At 69.4% G+C, this 21,105-nt stretch carries 14 protein-coding genes and 3 pseudogenes; 11 read left to right on the plus strand and 6 right to left on the minus strand.

Going from position 1 to position 21,105, the window contains the following annotated elements; all coding sequences use genetic code 11:
- Positions 1-79: 79 nt before the first annotated feature.
- From ACWD0Y_RS16240 to ACWD0Y_RS16250, 3 genes and pseudogenes are all read left to right on the plus strand, one after another.
- Entirely contained in the window at positions 80-1,339 is a 1,260-nt protein-coding gene (locus tag ACWD0Y_RS16240) for an MFS transporter (RefSeq protein ID WP_450260994.1), read from the plus strand.
- 90 nt (positions 1,340-1,429) lie between these two features.
- Positions 1,430-1,982, plus strand: a pseudogene (locus ACWD0Y_RS16245) (IS630 family transposase); the annotation flags it as partial.
- 172 nt (positions 1,983-2,154) lie between these two features.
- A complete protein-coding gene (locus ACWD0Y_RS16250; protein ID WP_450260995.1) occupies positions 2,155-2,895 on the plus strand; it encodes a 3-keto-5-aminohexanoate cleavage protein in 741 nt (246 codons plus the stop codon).
- A 567-nt stretch (positions 2,896-3,462) separates the two neighbouring features.
- On the opposite strand, the gene ACWD0Y_RS16255 is transcribed toward ACWD0Y_RS16250, so the two are convergent.
- Positions 3,463-4,293 carry a MerR family transcriptional regulator gene (locus ACWD0Y_RS16255; RefSeq protein WP_450260996.1) on the minus strand — a complete coding sequence of 277 codons (831 nt, stop codon included), beginning with the start codon at positions 4,291-4,293 and terminating at the stop codon, positions 3,463-3,465.
- Between ACWD0Y_RS16255 and ACWD0Y_RS16260 the strand changes: the two are divergent.
- A pseudogene (locus ACWD0Y_RS16260) lies at positions 4,270-4,499 on the plus strand (acyl-CoA dehydrogenase family protein); the annotation flags it as partial. The gene ACWD0Y_RS16255 and the pseudogene ACWD0Y_RS16260 sit on opposite strands and share 24 nt — an antisense overlap.
- Positions 4,500-4,729: 230 nt before the next feature.
- Here ACWD0Y_RS16260 and ACWD0Y_RS16265 read toward each other — a convergent pair.
- Positions 4,730-6,187 (minus strand): helix-turn-helix domain-containing protein, encoded by a 1,458-nt coding sequence (locus ACWD0Y_RS16265; protein ID WP_450261034.1) that lies wholly within the window; start codon positions 6,185-6,187, stop codon positions 4,730-4,732.
- A 634-nt stretch (positions 6,188-6,821) separates the two neighbouring features.
- On the opposite strand from ACWD0Y_RS16265, the gene ACWD0Y_RS16270 reads away from it, so the two are divergent.
- The 4 genes from ACWD0Y_RS16270 to ACWD0Y_RS16285 all read left to right on the plus strand — a co-directional run bounded on the left by ACWD0Y_RS16270 (position 6,822) and on the right by ACWD0Y_RS16285 (position 12,327).
- Complete coding sequence (locus tag ACWD0Y_RS16270) at positions 6,822-7,178, plus strand: hypothetical protein (RefSeq protein WP_450260997.1); 357 nt, start codon at positions 6,822-6,824, stop codon at positions 7,176-7,178.
- 71 nt (positions 7,179-7,249) lie between these two features.
- Positions 7,250-8,755 carry a PrsW family glutamic-type intramembrane protease gene (locus ACWD0Y_RS16275; protein ID WP_450260998.1) on the plus strand — a complete coding sequence of 502 codons (1,506 nt, stop codon included), beginning with the start codon at positions 7,250-7,252 and terminating at the stop codon, positions 8,753-8,755.
- Positions 8,752-9,246, plus strand: a complete 495-nt coding sequence (locus ACWD0Y_RS16280; protein WP_450260999.1) for a hypothetical protein — start codon at positions 8,752-8,754, stop codon at positions 9,244-9,246. Before ACWD0Y_RS16275 ends, ACWD0Y_RS16280 begins: the two co-directional genes overlap by 4 nt.
- Before the next feature lie 618 nt (positions 9,247-9,864).
- Positions 9,865-12,327 carry a hypothetical protein gene (locus ACWD0Y_RS16285; RefSeq protein WP_450261000.1) on the plus strand — a complete coding sequence of 821 codons (2,463 nt, stop codon included), beginning with the start codon at positions 9,865-9,867 and terminating at the stop codon, positions 12,325-12,327.
- 493 nt (positions 12,328-12,820) lie between these two features.
- Here the strand turns inward: ACWD0Y_RS16285 and ACWD0Y_RS16290 are convergent, their stop codons facing one another.
- Positions 12,821-13,792 carry a pirin family protein gene (locus ACWD0Y_RS16290; protein WP_450261035.1) on the minus strand — a complete coding sequence of 324 codons (972 nt, stop codon included), beginning with the start codon at positions 13,790-13,792 and terminating at the stop codon, positions 12,821-12,823.
- A gap of 138 nt (positions 13,793-13,930) precedes the next feature.
- Here ACWD0Y_RS16290 and ACWD0Y_RS16295 point away from each other — a divergent pair, with 138 nt between their 5' ends.
- Positions 13,931-14,419 (plus strand): carboxymuconolactone decarboxylase family protein, encoded by a 489-nt coding sequence (locus tag ACWD0Y_RS16295; protein WP_450261001.1) that lies wholly within the window; start codon positions 13,931-13,933, stop codon positions 14,417-14,419.
- 177 nt (positions 14,420-14,596) lie between these two features.
- Here ACWD0Y_RS16295 and ACWD0Y_RS16300 read toward each other — a convergent pair whose 3' ends face one another.
- On the minus strand, positions 14,597-15,778 hold the full coding sequence (locus ACWD0Y_RS16300) for a low temperature requirement protein A (protein ID WP_450261002.1): 1,182 nt from the start codon (positions 15,776-15,778) through the stop codon (positions 14,597-14,599).
- Positions 15,775-17,142: a dihydrolipoyl dehydrogenase family protein gene (locus tag ACWD0Y_RS16305; RefSeq protein ID WP_450261003.1), complete on the minus strand. Its 1,368-nt coding sequence runs from the start codon at positions 17,140-17,142 to the stop codon at positions 15,775-15,777. Before ACWD0Y_RS16305 ends, ACWD0Y_RS16300 begins: the two co-directional genes overlap by 4 nt.
- A gap of 187 nt (positions 17,143-17,329) precedes the next feature.
- Between ACWD0Y_RS16305 and ACWD0Y_RS16310 the strand changes: the two are divergent.
- A pseudogene (locus ACWD0Y_RS16310) lies at positions 17,330-17,656 on the plus strand (ferritin-like domain-containing protein); the annotation flags it as partial.
- Positions 17,657-17,797: 141 nt separating this feature from the next.
- Here ACWD0Y_RS16310 and ACWD0Y_RS16315 read toward each other — a convergent pair.
- Positions 17,798-18,001, minus strand: coding sequence for a hypothetical protein (locus ACWD0Y_RS16315; RefSeq protein WP_450261004.1), 204 nt, complete (start codon positions 17,999-18,001; stop codon positions 17,798-17,800).
- 162 nt (positions 18,002-18,163) lie between these two features.
- Between ACWD0Y_RS16315 and ACWD0Y_RS16320 the strand changes: the two genes are divergently transcribed.
- A complete protein-coding gene (locus ACWD0Y_RS16320) occupies positions 18,164-21,091 on the plus strand; it encodes an NACHT domain-containing protein (protein ID WP_450261005.1) in 2,928 nt (975 codons plus the stop codon).
- The last annotated feature ends 14 nt before the right edge of the window (positions 21,092-21,105 follow it).

Below are 21,105 nucleotides of genomic sequence, written 5' to 3' on the forward strand. Positions count from 1 at the left end.
CGCTGTCCGCCGAGCCCTTCCCCTTCTCCCAGTTCAGCGCCGACGCCACCGCGCTCTACCGGTACCGGGCGGAGCAGGCATGAGCAGCGAGACCAAGCACCCTGCGGCAGACGCCGCCTCTGGTCCGGCGCAGCGGCCCGCCGAAGCCGCGACGAACGCGGCGGTGAGCGCCGACGCCGTGCCGGGCGACTGGCGGATGACCCGCGTCCTGTGGCCGTTCATGCTCGCCTCGGCCGTGGGCCTGGTGCCTTTCACCATCTACAGCACCTTCCTCGTCCCCATCGCGGACACGGCCGACGGCAGCGTCGCCGCCCTGGGCCAACTGCGCGGCCTGGGCGGACTCGCCGCCCTGGCCGTGGGCATGGCGCTCGCACCGCTGATCGACCGCGTCCGCAAGGAATGGGCGGCCGCGGGCGGACTCGCCGTACTGGCGCTGTCAGCCGCCTTCGGCGCCACCGGCGAGTTCCTCCTGCTGACTGCCTTCTGCCTGCTGGTCGGCGCCGGTACCGCCGTGCTCAATCCGGCGCTGACGGCAGCCGCGGCCGACCGCTTCGACAACGACGCGGCCGCGGGCCGCGCGGCGACCCTCATCACCGCCACCCAGTCGCTCACCGCACTCCTCGCCGCGCCACTCGTGGCACTGCCCGCCCTGCTGTGGGGCTGGCAGGGCGACCTGTGGGCCATCGCCGCCATCGCCGCCGTACTGGCTCTGTACTTCGTCGTGCGAGGCCGCCGCTCCCAGCGCGCCGGGCACACAGCGGACCGGGACGCGGAGAAGGCGACGCGGCCGGGATACCTGGCGTCGTTCAAGTCGCTCGGCGCCCTGCCCGGGGTGGTCCCGCTCCTCTGCGTGGCCATGCTGAGAACGGCGGCGTTCATGGGGTATCTCGCGTACCTCGCCGCCTTCTACGACGAGCGCTTCGGCCTGGACCCCGGCCTCTTCGCCGGACGGCTGCTGAGCGCCGAGCGGCCGGCGGTCTCCAGTGAGCGGCTGATGACGCTGGGCCTGCTGGTGGCGCTGTCGGCTCTCGTAGGAGTCTTCTTCACCCACTCACTGTTCCTGGCGCTGCCGTTGACCGCACTCATCGGCGCAGGTCACGCGACGGTGGCCGCCTGCGTCACCACGCTGCTGGTGCGCTGCTGCGGCTCCCTGCGGGGCACGGCGCTGAGCCTCAACGCCGCCGGAATGAGCTTCGGCGTCTTCCTCGGCGCCGGCCTCGGTGGCGTCGGTCTCGCTGCCGGCGGGCATCCGGGCACCGCCGCGGCACTGGGGGCACTGACCCTCGCGGCGCTCGTCCTCGCCCGCGCGGTGGCACGCTCCGCCCCTGCCGGTGAGTGAAGAAGCCGCCAGTGCACCGGGGCGTCGACGCGGGAGCGAGCACCCGCCCTGGACTTCCGCACCGCCTGCCCCGCCGGGGCCTCCGCCTTCGTCCTCATCGGCCGCGAGGCGTTACGCCGCCTGCTCGCCCGCCGCGGGATCACCTTCCGGCGGACCAAGAGGTGGAAGGAGTCCCCGGGCCCCGGACGCGACGCCAAGCCCGACCGGGTCGAACACGTCATGGAGCTCTTCCGGGGCCGGGTGTTCGCGTCCGACGAGTTCGGTCCACTGGGCATCCGCCCGGCCCGGCGGTGCCCGGTCTCCGTGATCCTGGGCAACCGGTCGGCGCACAAGGGCGCCGGTATCCGCCGCTGGGCAAAGAAACACAACGTCGAACCGTGCTTGACTCCGGCCTGCGCTTCATGGGCCGACCCGGTCGAAGCCCACTTCGGACCGTTGCGTCGGTTCACCATCGCCGACTCCGACCACCCCCACCGCACTGTGCGGACCAGGACCCTGCACGTCTGTTGTCTGCGCCGGCGCAACGCCAACGCCCGCCACCGCGGACGTCCTGGCCGCCGAACGCAAGGGCCGCGTCCGCATCCGAAGCGAGAAAGGCATCCGCCGGGGCGGACGCCCCCTCACACTCACAACCGCAGCCTGAAAGCCTGCTCCCGAGCCTGCGGCGCGGAGATCAAGGGCCTTTGCCGAGGGCCGGGCCGAGCTCCCGCACCAGGGCGCGTATCGAGTCGTGATCGATCCGCGGGAGTCGCTCTCGCCCCGGGTCCGGTCGCCTGCCGGGAAACCTCTCCTGCGCGACCTGCGATGATGACGCCATGCTGCAGGTCTGTCTCAACGGCGCTCGTAGCCGCGCCGAGTGTTCTCAACTCCCGTTGACCGGCGACGAGCTGGCGGCGGCTGCCCGTGAGGCTGTCGCCGCCGGCGCCGAGGACATCCATCTGCACCCCAAGGACCGCGACGGCCGGGACACACTGGAAGCCGCCGCCGTCGCCGCCGCTGTCAGCGCGGTACGGGCCGGTGTCCCGGGTGTCTCCGTGGGGGTCACCACGGGCGCCTGGGCCACAGCGGACCCTCGGGCCCGTGCCGCGCAGGTCCGAGCCTGGACCGTGCTGCCCGACCACGCTTCCGTCAACTGGCACGAGGACGGCGCCGCCCATGTCGCCACTGCCCTGCTGGACCGGGGAATCGGGATCGAAGCCGGCATCTACTCCGGAACCACCGCGGCACAGCGGTTCCTGGACTGGCCCGAATCCCACCGAGTCCTGCGCGTCCTGGCCGAGATCACCGAGACCACCCCGCAGGCTGCGCTCCGTGCCGCAGCCGGCCTGCTGGACGAACTCGAATCGGCTGCCGCGCCGATCCTCCTGCACGGCGAAGAGGCCGCCGCCTGGCCCATCCTCCGACTCGCGGCCACTCGCCGCCTGGACACCCGCGTCGGTCTGGAAGACGTGCTCCACCTTCCCGATGGCACCGCCGCCCAGAGCAACGCCGCTCTCGTCCGCGTAGCACGCGAGACCATCCGGCGCGCAGGCTGGGCGCACTCTGACGAGTCGTGATCACGCGCTCCGCGTGAGGTCCTTGGTCCAGATCATGGAGGCGCGCAGACGGAGGCCGGTGCCGTGGCTGACAGACCTACTGCCCCTGGAGCTCTTCTTCGTTCGGTCGGCAACTTGGTCCTTCTCCTCGGGGATGACTGCTTTGACGCGGCGTTTGCGCAGGTGATCCCGGTTGCCGCGGGACAAGTAGACCTTGTCTCCGGCGACGGCGTCCGGATGGGCGCGGAAGCGGCCGACGGACCCGTACCTCGTTGAAGACGTCCTGGCCCAGCCAACCGTCCAGCAGCTCCACACCTTCAACTGCGAAGAGCCCCTTTCCCCTCACCGCGTCAGCTGCTGCGCCCGATCGCCTTGGCTTGGCTGCGCGCCCAGCTCGCAACAACCGCGCCGATGGCGAGGGCAACAAAGTGGACGGTGATGCCGGCCGCGAATCCGCCGGGCAACCAGCCGAGCAGGCCGGCGTTGCCGTGGTCGACGAGCTGACGGACCGCTCCCTGCCCCCCAGGACGAGGAGAGCCACACCGAGAACCTGAAAAGCGTCGTACTTCATGAGACGCCCTCCGAAGCTCAAGCCGTCGCTGCCACGGCAGAAGCGCCGCAAAGAGCGGTGGTGAACCAGGTGTAGACGGGAGCGAGTGCCGGTGATGCGGGCCATCCGTTGATCGTCGCCAGGAGCTGCCAGTAACGCTTGGCGTGGGGGTCAGCGGTCATCTGCAGGCGGGCGAGGAGCCAGCGGCGCAGATCGCCGTCGCCGGCACGCTCGAATGCGTGGCCGTAGAGACCGCTCAGTGAGTCGGTGAGGGGTGCGGTTTTGGCGGAGGCGGGGAGGATGCCGGCGGATGCAGCTTCGTCGATTCGATCACGCATCGCTTGGTCGAGGCCGTCGTGCAGGCCGTTGACGTCCTGCGGGGCAGGTTCTTCCGCCTGCTCCTCGGCTGTGCGCCGTACGGCGGTACGGAAGTCCGCGTTCTGGCAGAGTTCGGCGAGTTTCACCCAGGCTCCGACCTGTTCGGGCGTGGAATCGTCGGGGAGTTCGGGCAGGGCGGACCGCATCAGGCTCACGAACTCGGGGTTGGTTTCGAGGCCCTCGAAGGCGTCGTCGATGAAGTCGGACACCAGTCGGCGTTGTTCGGACTGGGAGAGCGTGGCGAGTCGGTGCATCAGGTCCATCTCCATGGTGGTGGGGCAGCCTCTGGCGACTGCGCGTAGCACTGCCCGGCGCAGGCGGAGGGTCTGAATCTGTACGTCCAGGGCGTCGGCGTGTGCTTCGGCGACTTCCGGTATGGATGCCTCCCGGTCGAGCACCTTGCGGACCGTCGTCAGGTCCAGCCCGAGATCACGCAGCGTGCGGGCCAGTTCCAGACGTGCGAGTGCGACGCCGCCGCCATCCGCACCCACGCCCGCTACGACGAGGCCACCAAGGAGTGGGTGCTCAACGGCACCAAGACTTGGGCCTGGTTCTCGGCGGCAAGGACACGCTCGACCAGCGCCTGGCCACGGCCCGCGAAGGCACCCGTGTCCGCGTCCCCGCCGCCATGGCCACCTTCGAGCTGCCCCGGCCCGGCATCGGCGCGATGGCCGTCGGTGTGCCAACAGCCGTATATCTCGGATACGGCATCGTGGATCCCTCTGGACTTGACGGTGTTGGAAACCTGCGGGTGGGCTCAGGTCATGGGCCACAGCCCGTGGTAGTGGCCCGGACCGTCAATGGTCCCCTTTACTGCGACAACCCGACCGAGCACGGGATGATCGGCTGCCCTTCGGCTTGAAGATCACTGCCGGGGACCCTGGCGACGTACAGACGGCCTGGATTGGAAAAATTTGATCTCGCCTCTCACTGGGCGAGGGCGCCCTCCGCCCAGCGGGCGGCCGCCGACTGGACGGGCGTGGTCCCAGCCAGGGCACGGAACTCTCGGTTGAGGTGGGCCTGGTCGTAAAAGCCGCAGGCGGCGGTCACCTCGCTGAGATCCGCGTCTCCGCGGCTGAGCAGCCGCACGGCACGGTCGAAGCGCAGCACCCGGGCGGACATCTTGGGCGTCAGCCCGATCTGCTGGGTAAAGCGCCGAACCAGGTGGCCATGACTCCAACCCACTTCGGCGGCGATCCGGCGGATCGGGATCGCCCCGGCCTCACGGGTCAACAGCCGCCAAGCATGGCTCACCTCGGGCGCGGGGTCCGGGCCCCGCTCAAGTCGGGCCAGCAACACGAAATCCAGCAGATCGAACCGGGCCGACCAGTCGCCGGTGGCCGCCAGTTGCTCCACCAGCACGCCGGCCTCGGGGCCTAGGACGTCACAAAGTTCGACCACCCTGTTGGTCAACTCGCTCATCGGCACGGCGAACAGTCGATAGGCGCCCAACGGTGTCAACTCAAGCCGGATCGCCTCCTGCCCGCCCGGATGATCACACACCCGGGGCCCGTCCTCCAGGCCCGCGATGAGCGAACCGATCACGCCGCTGGACGAGCTCACCTCATGCAGCTGACGGATCTGTGTGAACGGCTCCCCCAGACTGATCACCACGACAGCTCGGCCCGCGGGAACCAGCCGAACCCGATATGGCGAGGCCACGGCTTCCCCATAGCCCACATAGCTGTGCACGTACGGGCGTAACCCAGGGGGCCAAGGCCGGGTCACCCGCCACCATCCACCCACCCGAGTCATCTCGACCCCCCGACCGGCCGCACCCCTGCCTCCGGTACCCCGCATATCCCTCTTCCCTCCCGTGACGGCTACCGCCCAAGCACCAGCCCATACCTTAACGACCGGCACGCCACGGCCCATTCGGCACTTCCCGGCGGGACAACCACCTCTCCGGGGCACAGCCCAGCCGCAAAGCCGTTGGGTGCAGTTCCTGGCTCGTACAAGGTCTTCGTAGCCGGTGATCGTCCGGAGGTCGTCGTTCGCGGGTCGTTGGAAGCTTCGGCGGGAGTGAGCGACGAGGACGACGCGCTTGTGGAGCAATTGGATACCGGCCCGGCCCGTCATCTGGTACTTGACCAGCTTCAGGTCCGTGACCCGGCCCTCCGCCGCCCCTGAGCTGTGCGGAAGGGTGACTCCGGCCCGCACCGCGTCGAGGTCGTCGAGCAGACCGGCGGCATGGCGGGTGAGCTGGGCGATCCCGTCCACCTTGACCTGGGTGATCCGGCGGTCGAGCAGATCGCCGCGCTTCTTCACGAGGACGTCCGCGAAGGAACGGATGCGGTTGTGGTGAATGGTCAGCTCCGGGCAGCGTTCCCGCAGGGGCTTGAGGAAGATGTGCTGGTCCTCGTCGAGACGGTCCGGGCGGGACATCAGCAACCGGGAGACTGTGAAGGCGCTGCGGGCCGGTGCCGACGGGGGCAGACCGGCATCCAGAGCGTCGCGTTGAGTTGAGAGGACGCACGGAGCCGCGTGCGGCGACTTCCCAGAGCGGGCAGGCAGACGCGACCTCCTCGAAGTGATCACGCCCACGGCATGCGCGAGGAGCTCAACAGCTGGTCACACCAGGGCCTTGACCTGCACGAACCACGATGAAACTTCCTCGGTGCGAAGCGAGGTCAAATTTGTCCAAGCCAGGCCGTCCGCAGGTCGATAGGGTCCTGGCAGTGATCTTCGGGTGCAGGGTAATTGCCGGTCCGATGCCTGGTTGGCGCGCCCCTGGGAAGAGTGCGACCTGCGCGGTGGTGCAGGAGACGATCTTGCCTCTCGGGTGTGCTTGCCCCGCTGGCGCCTTGGTGTGAGTGGGGCGTGTGAGGCGATGGCCCCTATGCCACCCGGCAGGACATCGCCCGGGGAAAGGCGGGCAGGCGTGGCGGAGTACGGGGGCGTCGCCCGGTGTGGGCATGTTGTTGTGGCCGCCACCTCGTATCGATCCAAGTCCCTTGCTTCGTAGGGCCGTTGCGCGCCCCCGCGATCGGCGCGACAACCTTGATTCCAGGAGGCCGCCGTGACGTTTTCCGACAACGAGATCAGCGCGAACCCACCACCGCCACCCCGCCCCTACGTTCGACTGATGACCGCGATCGGTGCGATCGGGCTGGTGGCCGCGGTGGCCGGCGCGATCGTCGGGCTCACTACCGATCCCGCGTTCTCGCTGCCGGAGAGGATGCCGACACTGCCCTCGCGGCCGGGCACACCCGGCGGCTTCCCGACCGGATTTCCCACCGACCTTCCAACGGGTTTACCCACCGACATGCCTGACCTTCCGACGGACTTCCCCACCGACATGCCTGACCTTCCGACGAACTTCCCCACCGGATTCCCGACCGACATGCCCACCGACTGGCCCGGAGATACCCCATGACGACGGCCTTCCCACCAGTCACCCCACCGCCGGGACCGCCCCCGGGGTTCCCGCCGAAGCCTCCGTCGCGGATGCGCCGCCCGCGCGGCGTCGCGGCGGCGATCATGCTCGCCCTCATGCTCTCCGTGAGCTACGGCATCGCTCAGATCCTCTACTGGCAACAGCCCGAGATCACCTCGCCGTTGCCCTGGATGCGGGTATGGCTGCTGCCCGAGACGGAACCGTTCAAGGTAACCCGGGTGCTGCTCATCGTCGGGTGGGCGGTCACCACGCTCCTGGCTCTGGTGCTTGTGCTGAACCGGCGAGCGGCTTTGCCCTCCGCTCTCCTCACTGACCCGCCTCCCGGCCCTCCCCCCGCCGACCCCGTCGGCGGTAACGAGCGATCCCGCGCCCGCACCGTGCGTGCCTGTCAGTTAGGCATCCTGGGTGCCCTCGTGCTGCCCTACTCCTGGATGGCGCTGGACGCGCTCGTTGAGTACCCGCTCACGCTGCTTGTCTGTCTGCCGACGACGACCGCCGCGCTGCTGATCCTTCACCGGGTGCAGCTCTATCGCCGGATGCCCGTGCGGCTGTTGCTCATCGGGTTCGGTTGGGGTGTGCTTGTCGGCGACGGGTTCGGCTCGGTCATGGTCACCTGGTTTCAGCGGTACGCGGCCGGCTATCTCCTCGACTGGCAGTACCCGCGCGACATGATTCGCCGGCTCTACACCCTGCTCGCCCTCAACACCGGGCTCTTCTCCGAACTCGGCAAGGCGGTCGGAGTCGCGGTCCTGTTCCTCCTGTTCCGGCGCCACATCGACAACGTGGTGTCCGGCGTCGTCATCGGCGCGGCAGTCGGCCTCGGCGCCAACCTTCCCGAGACCGTCCGCTACATGGCCCTGATCGACCCCGGCCAGGAATCCACCCAGTTCTGGATGCGTCAGGTGGTGGGTCTGCCGGCGGCGCATGTGGCGTTCACGGCGGTGGTCGGCGCCGGATTCGGGGCGGCGCGCCAGCTTTCCGGGCGCCGCGACCGGCTGCTGGTCGCCGCCAGCGGCCTGGTCGCGGCGGTCGGCGGGCGCTTCGCAGCAGCCTCCATGGATCCCCAACTCGGCAAATGGAAAGAGGAGTTGTTCTCCGACAACCAGACGCTGATCCTGCTGCTCGGCGTGCCCCTCACCATGGTCCTCACCTCCGGCCTGTACGTCGTTGTGTACATGGTGATCCTGCGGCGTGGCCTCACGACACAGGCCGCCGAACTCGCCCCCGCCCTGCGCGCCGAGGCGGACACCGGCAGCGGCACGATCACCGCCCCGGAGGTCGAGTTGCTGCTCTCGCCACGTCGGCGCTTTCTGCTGGAACTACGTGTGTGGCGCCGCGACGGAACGGCGGGGCTGCGCCTGCTGACACGGCTCCATCAGGCACAGCTCGCCCTGGCCTGCGCGCGACCTTCCACTCCCGAGCTGCACCAACTTCGCCACCGGATATGTGCGTTGAAGGGGCTACCCAAGATCACCGATGCCCCCAGCACTCCCGGTGTCCCCTCGGCCGCCCCGGCACGGCCGGCCGTTCCACCGACGCAGGAGGTGCTGTCGTGACGCGCTTCCGGCGCTCCCAGGTTGCTGTACGACTCTCCGCCGTGGCCGCCGCTGCTGTGCTGTTCGTGCTCGGCGTCCCTGCGCCCGCGTCGGCGCAGTGCTCGAACCCCAACTTCCCCAGCAGCCGCGTGTTTCCCACCGACAAGTGCCCGGAGGGCGTCGCGACCACCGCCTCGGCCACGGTCTGGTGCCTGCTCGCCATCGCATTCGTGCTGTGGCTGGTGCTCGCACTGTCCCGGCACCGTCCCGGGACAAACGCCGATCTGGAGTTGATCGACGCGGTGTTCAGCCAAGTGGAGACAGACGGCGGGCCGGCAGCTCGGGGGGAAGCGGTCTCCGAGCCCACCCTCGCCCTCGGCCCGCGCACCGCGGCCACCGGGCACACCGCGACGCTTCCGGCACCCCCGTCCACCGCGCCGCTCGCCCCGCCCCCCGCGCCGCTGCGGGCACCACAGCCGCCATGGCCGCCGCAGCCACCCGAACGACCCTGATCACACGACCAGACGCCGTCACCGACCTCAGCCGGCGGCCACCGTCGCGCACACCCCTAAGGACATGATCCGTGTCGAGCAGTACCTGCGCACCCACCCGGCCCTCGACCGCCCCGACGACGATGCCATGATCGGGGAACTGCGGTGTGTCCCCGCTTCGGGGCACGAACTCGCCCTGGAGAAGCGGAGCTTCCCACGTGACGGCTTCGCGGTGGCGAATGCACCGTGCCGTGCTCTGGACTCGGTGGAAGCACACGGGGCGGCACGTGGTGGCCCCGGCGTACGTCTACCCGCCGACGAACATCCGCGTCCGGACGCACTCCGGCGCACAGCGGCCGGGGAGCCATGGTGTGGGACTAACCGTGTCCTCGCGCCGGCCCCTGGTCCTGTACCGGCTGCCCCCCTACGCTCCCACGCCCTTGCACACTGCCCGCCGTTTCCGGTGAGTCGGCGTGCGCATGGGGATCCGCCGGGATACACCGACGGTCCGCGTCAAGCACAGGTGCGAACGCGCCCGGAACCTCAACAGATATCGAATCGCTTCTCTGAAATGCCTCCACGGCAGCAGCTCCGGAGGCCGCACTCGACGGGGAGCACGGAGTGAATCGGGAGGGCACCATGACGTTGGCCGGCAGCCGCGCACGGCTCAGAGGACTGACGGCACTCGCACTGCTGCTTGCGGTGTTCTTCGGCACGGGGCAGCCGACGATCGCCGACGATCACCGGCCTCCGGGCGCGGCCGAGGGGCGCAATCTCTACGACGAGAACAAAGAGAGCCGCCGGTACGCGAATCTCCTCTTGGACCATCCGCTGCTGTCGCCGATCACCGAGCTGCGGATGGCCCTCAGCAACGTGCTGTTCACGGCAGGTATCGAAGCAGCACTGAAAGAAGGAAAAGGAAGGGAGGAGGCGCTGGCAGACGCGGAGCAGATGGGTGACGAGGCTTTCGTGGAGTTCAGAAACGGCGCTTCCGAATTGTTCGATCCACGGCAGATCAAGCTGAGCGAGAAGGACATCAACCAGCTCGCGAGCAAGAAGCTCACCGCCGACGCCAAGATGGCCTGGACGCTCAAGAGAGTGCCCTTCAAGGACGTCGCCCCGTTCCTCAACCCCGAGGTGAGGGCGGAGTTGGAGCAGGCCGGCGTGGAGCAATTGATAGCCCTGTCAGCCCTGAACATCCGGAAGAACCTGCATTCCGAGGACGTCATCGACAGCGTGAAGAAGGAGCTGGGCATCGATGCCCGGGCCCTCACCGGCACGTCAGAGCGTCAGCAGTGCGATGAGTGCGCGGGCCACTACTCCCCTGAGACGCCCACGTTCTTCGTCGGCGAGTACGACGCCAGCGTCAAGCAGATGGAGCAGTTGAACGCCAGAATTATCAAGATCGAAGAGCAGTACGGGAAACTCGGCCCGCAGGAAGTCCTCAGACGTCAGAAGCTGGAGATCGAAAAGTTCCAGGCCGATGTCAAACCGCGTAACAACAGCACGTCGTCCCTGCTGCGGCGCGAGCTGGACAAGACCCACGACATCATGAAGGCGCGGCGCGCGGGGATAGCGGACAAGGCCGCGACTCCCTTCACCACTCCCAAGGCCGGACCCAAGGGCACCCCCAAGAAGAGCTGCAGCAAGGGCGGCACCGGCTCACAAGCTCCCGGCGCCAATGCGCAAGGACTCCTGATCATGCCCGCGGCCCCTGCCAACCCGTGCCGGAACGAAGCGAACCAAGGCAAGGCCACCCCGTCCACGGGCCTGGTCGACGCACTGTCGCTCCCCGGGGCCGCGCCCGGCGGGATCGACTTCTCCAGCATGGAGTTGCGCTATCTGTCCGACCCCGGCGACGGCAGCGGACTGCAGTACTCGTTCAGCGCGGACCGCGACTTCATGAAGGGCGACCCGCGCACGTCCACCGGCCTGACCGCCGCCGACCAGGCTTCAGACGCCTTCTTCGTCTGGCTCGCCCTCAACCCCACCTCATTCTGGGTCAATCTCAATCCCGACGAACCGGACCGGATCGTCGACCACCGGCTCGGGCAGACAGACGCCGGGCGCATCATGCTCGAAGCCGATCTGCGGATGAAGAAGACCATTGGCAAACTCATCCATCCCAAATCCCGGACCGGACAAGAGTTCTGGGGCCGGGTCACAGGTGACTGCATGTCGTATCGCACCTGGATCCTCTCCGCCCCGGCCTCCGTACACCAGGACGGCGACGCGCTCTACATCCTCGACGCACCCCTCGATGTCCAGATGGAAACCATGTACATGGAGGCGCGCGGCAAGGCGGCAGCGGCCGGGTGCCCGAGGACGGACAAGGCCACCGAGGACCGGAACGAGGACTTGTTCCGCACCTTGATCTTGCCCAAGCTGAAGCATGCCATCAACCACGCACCGGAATATGCCGAACTGCGCCGTGTCTATCTCGCCCGCGTCGCTGCCGAGTGGTATCGAGAGCTGAGCCGATCCAAGGACACGGTCTACGGCGACCTTGTCGACAAGGGCGATGTCACCGGCTGGCAGACCGAGACCGATTGGAAGCCCACCGACACCTTCGACCGGTACGTCGACTCTTACTCCAAGGGCGAATTCAAAGTCACAGAGGAGGAGCAGCGCGGCGATGGCCGTGTCTACGTCCGTACGTATTCCTACGGCGGCGTCGATCTCTCCAAGATCGCCATGAGCAAGGTCTCGAACGACCGCTTCACGGCCGAGCACGCCACCCTCACCGAGGACATCGGCCGTTCACTGAAAGCGCCGTCCGCCGCGGGCGACGACACCGTGTGGCTTGGCGCGCCCACGCCACGCCAGGCCGCCGGGCTCGGACCGCCTGAAGATCCCCTGTCCACAGGCGAGGTGACGCTGCGCCTGCTTCCGGTGTCGCTGGCGTTGCTCGGCGTCCTGCTGTGGTGGCGCAGGCGGAGGCTCAACGCCCCCGGTGTCCCAAGCTCCCTGCGACTCGCGGCCACCGGCACCCACAGTCCCCCAGCCGCCCGGAGCGCCCCAGGTGCCCGCAATGGTCCAAGTCCGTTGCGTCGTGCGGCAGTTGCCAAACGATCACGCGAGAATCCGCACAACACCTCCTGATGATGTTGTCAGGCCACAGCTGTGGCCTGGACCTCCTCAAGGCGCAGAGAGCCGGAGTCCGTGAGATAGCGCGGCGGACGGGCCGGGCTTCTTCGAACCGCATCCGAGACGACTGACTTATTCCAACCCTGCACAGGAGCATCTCCGCGTACGCGGAGATGCTCCGCTCGACTGCGCGCCCGAGCAGGACCGCAAAAGACGCGATTTGCAACCTGTGTCAGGTGGTACGCCGCCGTACGCGGGTCTACGTCGGACCCTCGCGCTGGGAAGATCGCCGGTATATGCCAGATACCCGACCTGACACTCCCTCAGCAAAGTCAGCATTGAGTCAGCATTGGGTCTACCAAAGCCGCCTGCGTACGGCCACACCTTGGACTGCCGGTCACCTTTCACAGGAACCATGAACGACGCCGACCCCATGATTCCGTTTCGCGGCTGCCGGGGTCACGCCCCCTCTGCCACAGGGGCGCCCATCCAGGTCCATCAACGCAGTTCAGCGCACCTTTCCCCGCGGTTTCAGCGCCACCGTCGGGAGTTCGGGCGCGGGCAGGCGGTCGCCGGCGTAGCCGTGCACCTCGCCGAAGCGGGCGCCCTCCGTCCAGTCCTTCCGGGCCTGCACGATGTCCTCGTGGGACCGCCCGATGAAGTTCCACCACATGATGATTTCCTCCTCGAACGGAGTTCCGCCGAGCAGGACCGTCCGGGCGGTGTCGTCCGACTCGTTCGTCAGCGTCAGCCGGTCGGATCCGGTCGGGAGGCAGCCCAGTTCGGCCGGGCTCAGCACGGTGTCGGCCATGCGGACCCTCCCGTGGTCGACGAGAAGGCCGTGCTCGAAGGCGGGGTCCAGGGCGAGCGTGGCCGTCGCACCCGGATCGAGGACGATTTCGGCACCGAGCAGCGGGGTGAACGTCCGCACCGGTGAGACCGCTCCCGCGAGCGCGCCCAGGAAGACCCTGATCCCGGCCCCGCCGGTCCGTACAGGGGTGGGAACGTAGTGCTGGAAGTCCGGTTCCGTGTGCCGGTGCTCTTCGGGCAGCGCCACCCACAACTGCACACCGTGCAAGACGGTGGTCCGCTCGGTCGAGACCTCCGAGTGGCTGATCCCGTACCCGCCCGTCATGAGGTTCAGCTCGCCCGGCCGCACGAACGCGTGGCTGCCCAGGCTGTCGCGGTGCTCGATCTCCCCGCTGAACAGCCAGCTCACCGTCTGCAGGCCCGTGTGCGGATGCGGGGCGACGTCCATGCCACCCGTCTCGGCCACGTTGTCGGGGCCGTAGTGGTCGGCGAAGCACCAGGCTCCGATCAGCGTCCGGGCGCGCTGTGGCAGCGTACGGCGTACGGTCATCGCCCGCGGGCCGCCCAGCGGGACGTCACGCGGGGAGAGGACCTCGATCCCCGGCGCCCGGTCATCGCTCTCCGGCGCTCCGCAGCGCAACTCAGTGGGCCTCACTTCGACGTTGCTCACCGCGTACCGCCTCCCCATGAAAGGATGGTTGCAAGTTCAACATTACTGTTCTGAATCATAGGCTGACGAGCTCGGCCCGTACAGCGGCCCGTACAGCGGAACGCACAAGGCCGGAAGCGGCCTCGGAAGGAGTCCCCATTGAACAGTGACACCACGGACCTCACCGCCCGGCGCGTCTTCATAGACAAGCAGAGCCCGAAGGCCTATCACGCACTGGTGCAGACCTCTGAAGCGGTCCGCGCGGTCGCCGCCGGAGCCGGGCTCGACCGCGCTGTCGTGGAACTGATCAACGTGCGCGTGTCACAGGTCAACGGCTGCGCCTACTGTCTCAACGTACACACCGCGGCGGCGCTGCGCGCAGGCGAGAGCACGCAGCGGCTGGGGGTGCTGGCGGCCTGGCGGGACACCGAGCTGTTCACGCCGCGAGAGCGCGCGGCGCTCGCTCTGGCGGAGGCGACCACCACTCCCGCGAACGCCGTCGCGCAGGAGACCGCCTACGACACCGCCCGCCAGGTGCTGACCGACGACGAGGTGTCCGCGGTGATCTGGGTGGCGATCACCATCAACGCCTTCAACCGGCTCTCCATCATGAGCAAGCATCCCGTCCGCAGGGCCCCTCAGCAGTGACCCGGGCGCCGCGGGCAAGGCCCGTGGCGGCAGTTTCCCGGTGCGGGACGCAGGGCCCCGCCGTGCCCGGAGCAGGGGCGCGACGAGCTGTCGCGGCGCCGGGCCGGGCCGGGCCGGGCGGACGCACTCCCCGCAGAGGGGGCGTCCGCGCGGCTCGTCCGTTCCGGGCGGCCCTCCTCACCGGCGCCGCACCGCGACCACCGCGACAAGGCCCGCCAGGAGCACCCCGGCGGCGAGTGCCGGCGCGGGGGACCAGGCGGCCGACAGAACACCGGCCGCGGCGACCGGAAACGCGATGCGCTCGACCCGGCTCCTTTGGTGGGGCCGCAGGTGCACCGCCCAGACCGTGATCAGGAAGACGGCCGCCGGGACGGTGACGGCAGCGCCGGCAACCGTCGGCGAGGTACTGGTGTGATGCGTGAGGTGTTCGGCGTACGCGGCCAGGCCGGCGCCCTCGGCGGCCGCCGAGGCGAAGATCAGGTAATGGCCGTAGGCCCAGGTGAATCTCCTGCGGTGAAGCTGGTGGGTCGTGGCGAGCAGGGCGTGCGCGGGTCTGGCGAAGTACAGCCACCACATGGCGTAGGCCATGAGCAGTCCGCCGGCCGCCAGCGCGTACAGGGAACCGGTGCCGTGCTGCCGGCCGAAGGCGCTCTGGACCGCGATGGTGGTGGCCGCGACGGACTCGCCGAGGACGATGAGGGTGAACAGGCCGTAGCGCTCGGCGATGTGGTGCGGATGCCATGGCGTCATTCCGGCGGACTGCGCCCAGACGGGAACCGACACCTCGGCGGCGATCATCACCACGATGCCCGGCAACCGCGCGGGAGCGGGCAGGAGGAGCAATCCCACCCAGCCGATCTGGCACACCGACACCCCGGCGGCGAAGCGCAGGATCGTCTTCCGCCGGGCCCGGTCGGACAAGGCCGCGCGCAGCCACAGCGCGGCCAGCGCCGTACGCAGCACGACGTATCCGGCCGTGATGACGCGCAGGTCCCCGTCCTGGAACGCGCGGTGGACACCGGCGGCGAGGATGAGAGAGCCCGTGATCTGGGCCAGCACCGTCAGCCGGTACGGGATGTCGTCCGGGTCGTAGGCGGAGGCGAACCAGGTGAAGTTCATCCAGGCCCACCAGATGGTGAAGAAGACCAGCGCGAAGCGCAGCACACCGGTGGCGTAGTCGCCCTCCGCCAGTGTCTCGTGCAGGCTCCTGGACGCCTGGGCCACCGCGATGACGAAGCACAGGTCGGAGAAGAGTTCCAGCGAGGTGGCGGACCGGTGCGGTTCTCCGGGGTTGCGGCCCGCCATGGTGCGCCACCGCCGGGCGGCCGGATCGGCCTGGACGGCCGGGGAGCGGTTCAACGGAGGGCTCCCAGGGCCGCCTCGATCGTCCGGTGGAAGGTGGGATAGGTGTAGATCATGTGCTGGAGCCGGTCGACGGGTATCTCGGCGTGGACGGCCACGTTCAGGCCGTAGAGCACCTCGCCTCCCGCGGGCCCCGCCGAGGTCGCGCCGACCAGCACGCCCCGGTCGGCGTCCTCGACGAGTTTGACGAAGCCCTCGTTGCCCGGCCCGTGGATCCAGCCGCGTGTGGAGGAGGCGATGGGCAGCACGCTGGTACGCACCCACAGTCCCTGTTCCCGCGCCCGGCGTTCCGTGAGCCCCACGGCCCCGATCTCCGGGTCGGTGAACGTGACGCGGGGCAGCGCCCGGTAGTCGGCGTCGGGGCCGGGCTGCCCGAGGACGTCCCGGACGGCGATCTCCGCCTGGTACATCGACACGTGGGTGAAGGCGCCCCGGCCGGTGAGGTCGCCGACCGCCCACAGCCCCTCCCCGGCGCGCATCTGCCCGTTCGTGGGCACGGCCCCCGCCGTCGGATCGAGCCCCACCGTCTCGACCCCCAGCGCGGCCAGGGCGGCGTGGCGCCCGGTCGCCACCAGAAGCCGTTCGGCGCGCAACGGCTGCCCGTTCCCCTCCAGCCGTACGGTGAACGCGGCACCGTCATGGCCGACCTGCCGCGCCCGGGCGCCCACGAGGACGGTGACGCCGTCGGCCCGCAGGACCTCCGCCGCCAGCCGCCCCGCTTCCGGCTCCTCCTGCGCCAGCAGCCGGTCCTGTCCCTCGATCACCGTGACCGCGCAGGTGAAGCGGGCGAAGACCTGGGCGAGTTCGACGCCGATGGCGCCTCCACCGAGCACGATCACCGACGCCGGCAGCTCCTTGGCCGCCATGGCGTCCCGGCTGGTCCAGTACGGAGTTCCTTCGAGCCCCGGCACCGGAGGAATCCGGGGACGGGTGCCGGTGGCCAGCACGACACCCCGCCGGGCCTCGAACGTGCGGTCGCCGACCGTCACCCGGCGCGGTCCCGCGAGGCGGCCCGTCCCCCGGACGAGCCGACCGCCCTTGGCCGCGAACCGGTCGGCGGCGGCCTGGTCGTTCCAGTCGTCGGTGGCCTCGTCCCGGATACGCCGGGCGACCCCGCCCCAGTCCGGAGTCACGACCGCCTCACCGGCGAGGGCGGGGATCCGGCCGGCCTCGGCGAGCAGGTTTCCGGCCCGGATCATCATCTTGCTCGGCACGCATCCCCAGTACGGACACTCGCCCCCCACGAGCTCCGCCTCGACCCCCACCACGTCCAGTCCGGCCTCGGCCAGCGTGCCCGCGACGTACTCACCGCCCGGCCCCAGCCCGACGACCACCACATCCGCCTGCTCGTTCCTGCTCATACCGCTCCTCGTTCCGCCGGCCACCCGGGCGTGGACTGTCCTGCCGACGCTAGAGCGGCAGGACAACGGCTCGTGTCCGCCCACGCACGGGGGTTTGCCCGAGAGCGAACACCGGGGCGACGGGCCCGGGCGACGGGCACCGGGCACAGTGCGCTCGTGAGCACCACGGCATGCGCTGCGGGGCAAGGGGGAACAGCTCGGACGCGTCGACACCGTCGCCGAACGCGTCCAGTCCCTGGACGGCGTCGCAGTGGGAGACCCCCGGCACGTCGCGGAGATCACGTCGGTTCCACGGCCTCCGAACGGTGTCGAGGAGGTGCCGGCCATGCTGTCACGGCTGCTGGAGGCCCACGAAAGCATCCTCGTCGACGCCCACGACGACGCCGCCCGGGCCGCCGGACTGGGTGACGACGGCACCAACGGCCTGCTGGTGTCGCAGGTGATCAGGACCGGTGAGCTGCAGGCATGGTTCCTGGCCGAGCACTCGGTCGACACGCCGCTGGTCCGCGCCTGACACAGCACGGGATCCCACCGCCCGGTGCGAACGGGTCTTCCTGCCGGACGACGATTTCCCGAACCGGGCGGCCGGCCTGGGCTTGGTCCACCCATGTGTCTGCTCGGACAAGCGAGACGTGTGATCCAAACGGGGCGGCGTCTACTGCCCCGCCAAAAGGGCCAGTACGGCGGTCAGCAGTGCCACTGTCCCGGCGAACGCCACACCGGCACGCGTGAAGGCAGCCGGCACCGTCGCCCCGTCCAACCGGGCCAGCACACCGGCGACGCCCGCCACCAGCAGCCCCGTGAGAACAGTCGCCAGAAGAGCCAGCGCCAGCAACGTCCTCGCCGTCGTCAACGTCATCACAGATCCCCACTCCGGTCGCCGCGCAAGCCCGGGACGTCCGGGCCGTGGGTGCCACCTTCGCCGTTTCGGTGTGCGGCGGTGTTCGGCCGGTCCAAGATGAACGTCTGCGAACACTGCGAACTTCACGAGCACGGCGAACACCGTGGATGGGAGCCTGCGTTGACCAAGGAGGAAGCGCTGGAGCACCTGCGCGATCTCTTGAGCGATGCCCGCGCCAGACGCCGGATGACACTGACAGCGGTGGCCAGGCGTGCGCGACTGGGCAGAACCACGGTCAGCCAGGCCTTCAACGGCCGCAGCGTCCCCAGCGAAGACACTCTCGTCGCCCTCGCCGGTGCCCTCGGCCTGGACCCGGACGAACTGCTGAGGCTGCGGCGCACGTGCCTGGGCCCCACCCGGACCGCCCACACCGAGGGACTGTCGCCACAGGACATGGCATTCGAGGCTCGCTACCGCAAGTACCTGAAACTGCGTCACAGTTCGCTCACCGTCGTCGGCCTGGACCTGCGCGGCCCCGCCAAGGCCAGCTGGCCGCTGGACGCCGCGTACCTGAGCCTGGAGCTCGCCGAACGGGACCTCGGCTGGAGCTACAACGGCTACGCATCCGCCCAGCAGCGGGTCGAGCGGGCCGAACTGGCGCTCTCCGGCTCCCCGCGGACACTGATCAGGGGGCTGGCCGGCAGCGGCAAGACAACGCTGTTGCAGTGGCTCGCCTGCGCCACTGCGACCGGGCAGCTGCCCGGCCCGCTGGAGGAGCTGCACTCCTCGGTGGCCTTCCTTCTTCCCCTGCGCACCCTGGGGCGTCGCGGCGATCTGCCCACCCCTGCCGAGTACCTGTCGGCCGTCGGCTGCTCCTTCGCCGCCGCACAGCCGGAGGGCTGGGCGGACCGGGTACTGGCCTCGGGACGCGCTCTGATCCTTGTCGACGGCCTGGACGAGGTCCCGAAGGCCATGCGGGAACGGACCGGGCAGTGGCTGCGGGAACTGGTGGCGGCGTACGGCCGCTCAAGGATGGTGGTCACCACTCGCCCCAATGCGGTACCCGACTCCTGGCTGGGGGATGTGCGCTTCCGCGAACTCACCGTCCGGCCGATGAGCCGTACGGACGTGGGCATCTTCGTGACCCGCTGGCACGCGGCGGCGAAGGCCGGGGCCCCCAGCCGGGAGGTGCGGACACATCTGGAAGCGCTCGAGACCGCGTTGCGTGACAAGGTACGCGCCAAACGTGATCTCGCACTGCTCACGACCACCCCTTTGCTCTGCGCTCTGGTGTGCGCCCTGCACCGGGACCGGCGCGGGCAACTCCCCCATGACCGCATGGAGCTGTACGCCGCCGCGTTGTCGATGCTGTTGATCCGGCGCGACCAGGAACGCGAGGTGATCGCACCCGAGGGAATCGGGCTGAGCGAACGCGAGAGCATTCAGCTGCTGCAGAAACTGGCCTACTGGCTCATCCGTAACGGCCAGACGGAACTGGCCCGCACGACGGCGGAGTCGCTGATCGCCGAAGCCCTTCCCCTGATGCCGTCGGTCGGCGAGCAGGGCGACTCCCCGGCGATCCTCAACCACCTGCTGGTCCGCACCGGGCTGTTGCGCGCCCCGACGCTGGACACGGTGGACTTCGTGCACCGCACCTTCCAGGATTATCTGGGGGCGAAGGCGGCGGTGGAGGCAAAGGACCTTCCGCTGCTGGCCAACAACGCCCACGACGAGCAGTGGGAAGACGTCGTCCGCATGGCAGTGGCGCACGCGCGACCGGACGAACGCGCGGACCTCCTCGGCAGGATCATGGAACGTTCGGCCTCCGACCCGCAGAGCGGCACGCGGCTCTCGTTGCTGGCCCTGGCCTGTCTGCAGCACGCCACGGAGCTCTCGGCAACGGTCCGCTCGGAGATCCAGGCCAGGGCCGACGACCACATTCCGCCGCGGTCCCTGGCCGAGGCGGACGTCCTGGGCGAGGTGGGGCCGGTCGTACTGGACCTGCTGCCCGCTCCGGACGCCCTGGCCGAGGACGAGGTGCCGGCTGCCATCTGGGCTGCTCAACAGCTGGGCGGTGATACGGCACTGGCCTATCTCAAGGGGTTCAGCCGACTGCCTGCGACAGCAGTGAGCCACAGGCTCGCGCTCAACTGGTCCCGTTTCGACCCGCACGAGTACGTGTCCGAGGTCCTCGCGCCCCTTGCGGAGCCCTACGCCCTGATCCAGATCGACGACAGCCGCCAGGCCGAGGCCCTGCGCCCGCTGGACATCACCGGGGTCCACTTCAGGGGAGCTCACCCCCTCAAGGAGCTTCCCCGGTTTCACCACGCGCCCCGGATCACGTCCCTGGTGCTGGGCGGCGGCAGTACGATCGGCGATTTCAACTGGCTCTCCCGGTACCCGGAGCTGGAGGAGCTGACCCTCTACGGCCTGCCGGGCATCACCGACCTGGACGGTCTGCAAGGCACAAAGGTGACGCACCTGGGACTGGAGGACATGCACCCGCGCCTGGACATCACCGCGCTCGCCTGGCTGACCACCCTGCGCAGCCTGTCCCTCGACACCGCGCTGCCGCATTATCTCGACCTGGCGGGCCTGCTCGCCCGCCACGATCTCCGATCGCTGACCCTGGGGTTCCGGTTCACCGCCGATGAACCGCTGAAGGGGCTGTCCCGCTGGGCCGGGCTCACCCACCTGGGGCTGTCCGCACAACTGCTTGCCACTCATGCGATCGAGGTGGCGAGCCTGCCGGGGCTGACGAAGATCCAGCTGAACCGCGTCGACACACGGGACCGGGATCTGCACGAAGTGGCGCCCTTGAAGCGCGTCACCGACGTCTTCCTCACCCAGGTGGCAGGCGAGAGCCTGAGACTCGTCGCCCGCCTCTTCCCCGCCGCGCACACCGTCGCCGTCAGCTCCTCAGGCCACGGCCAGCAGGTGGACGTCTCTCCCATGGCCGCCGTCCCTGCCCTCCGCAGCCTCACCCTTTCGGGCTTCGCGCAGGTAACGGGCACCGACGCCCTCCCCGAGGGTGTCGTCCGGATCCGCCCCCGCCCCCGCTCCACCCGACCCTCGCGTCTCCCCAGTGCTGTTCGTACGCCGTCGTAGTCTCCGTCGCCCCG

The organism is Streptomyces altiplanensis (assembly GCF_053591575.1).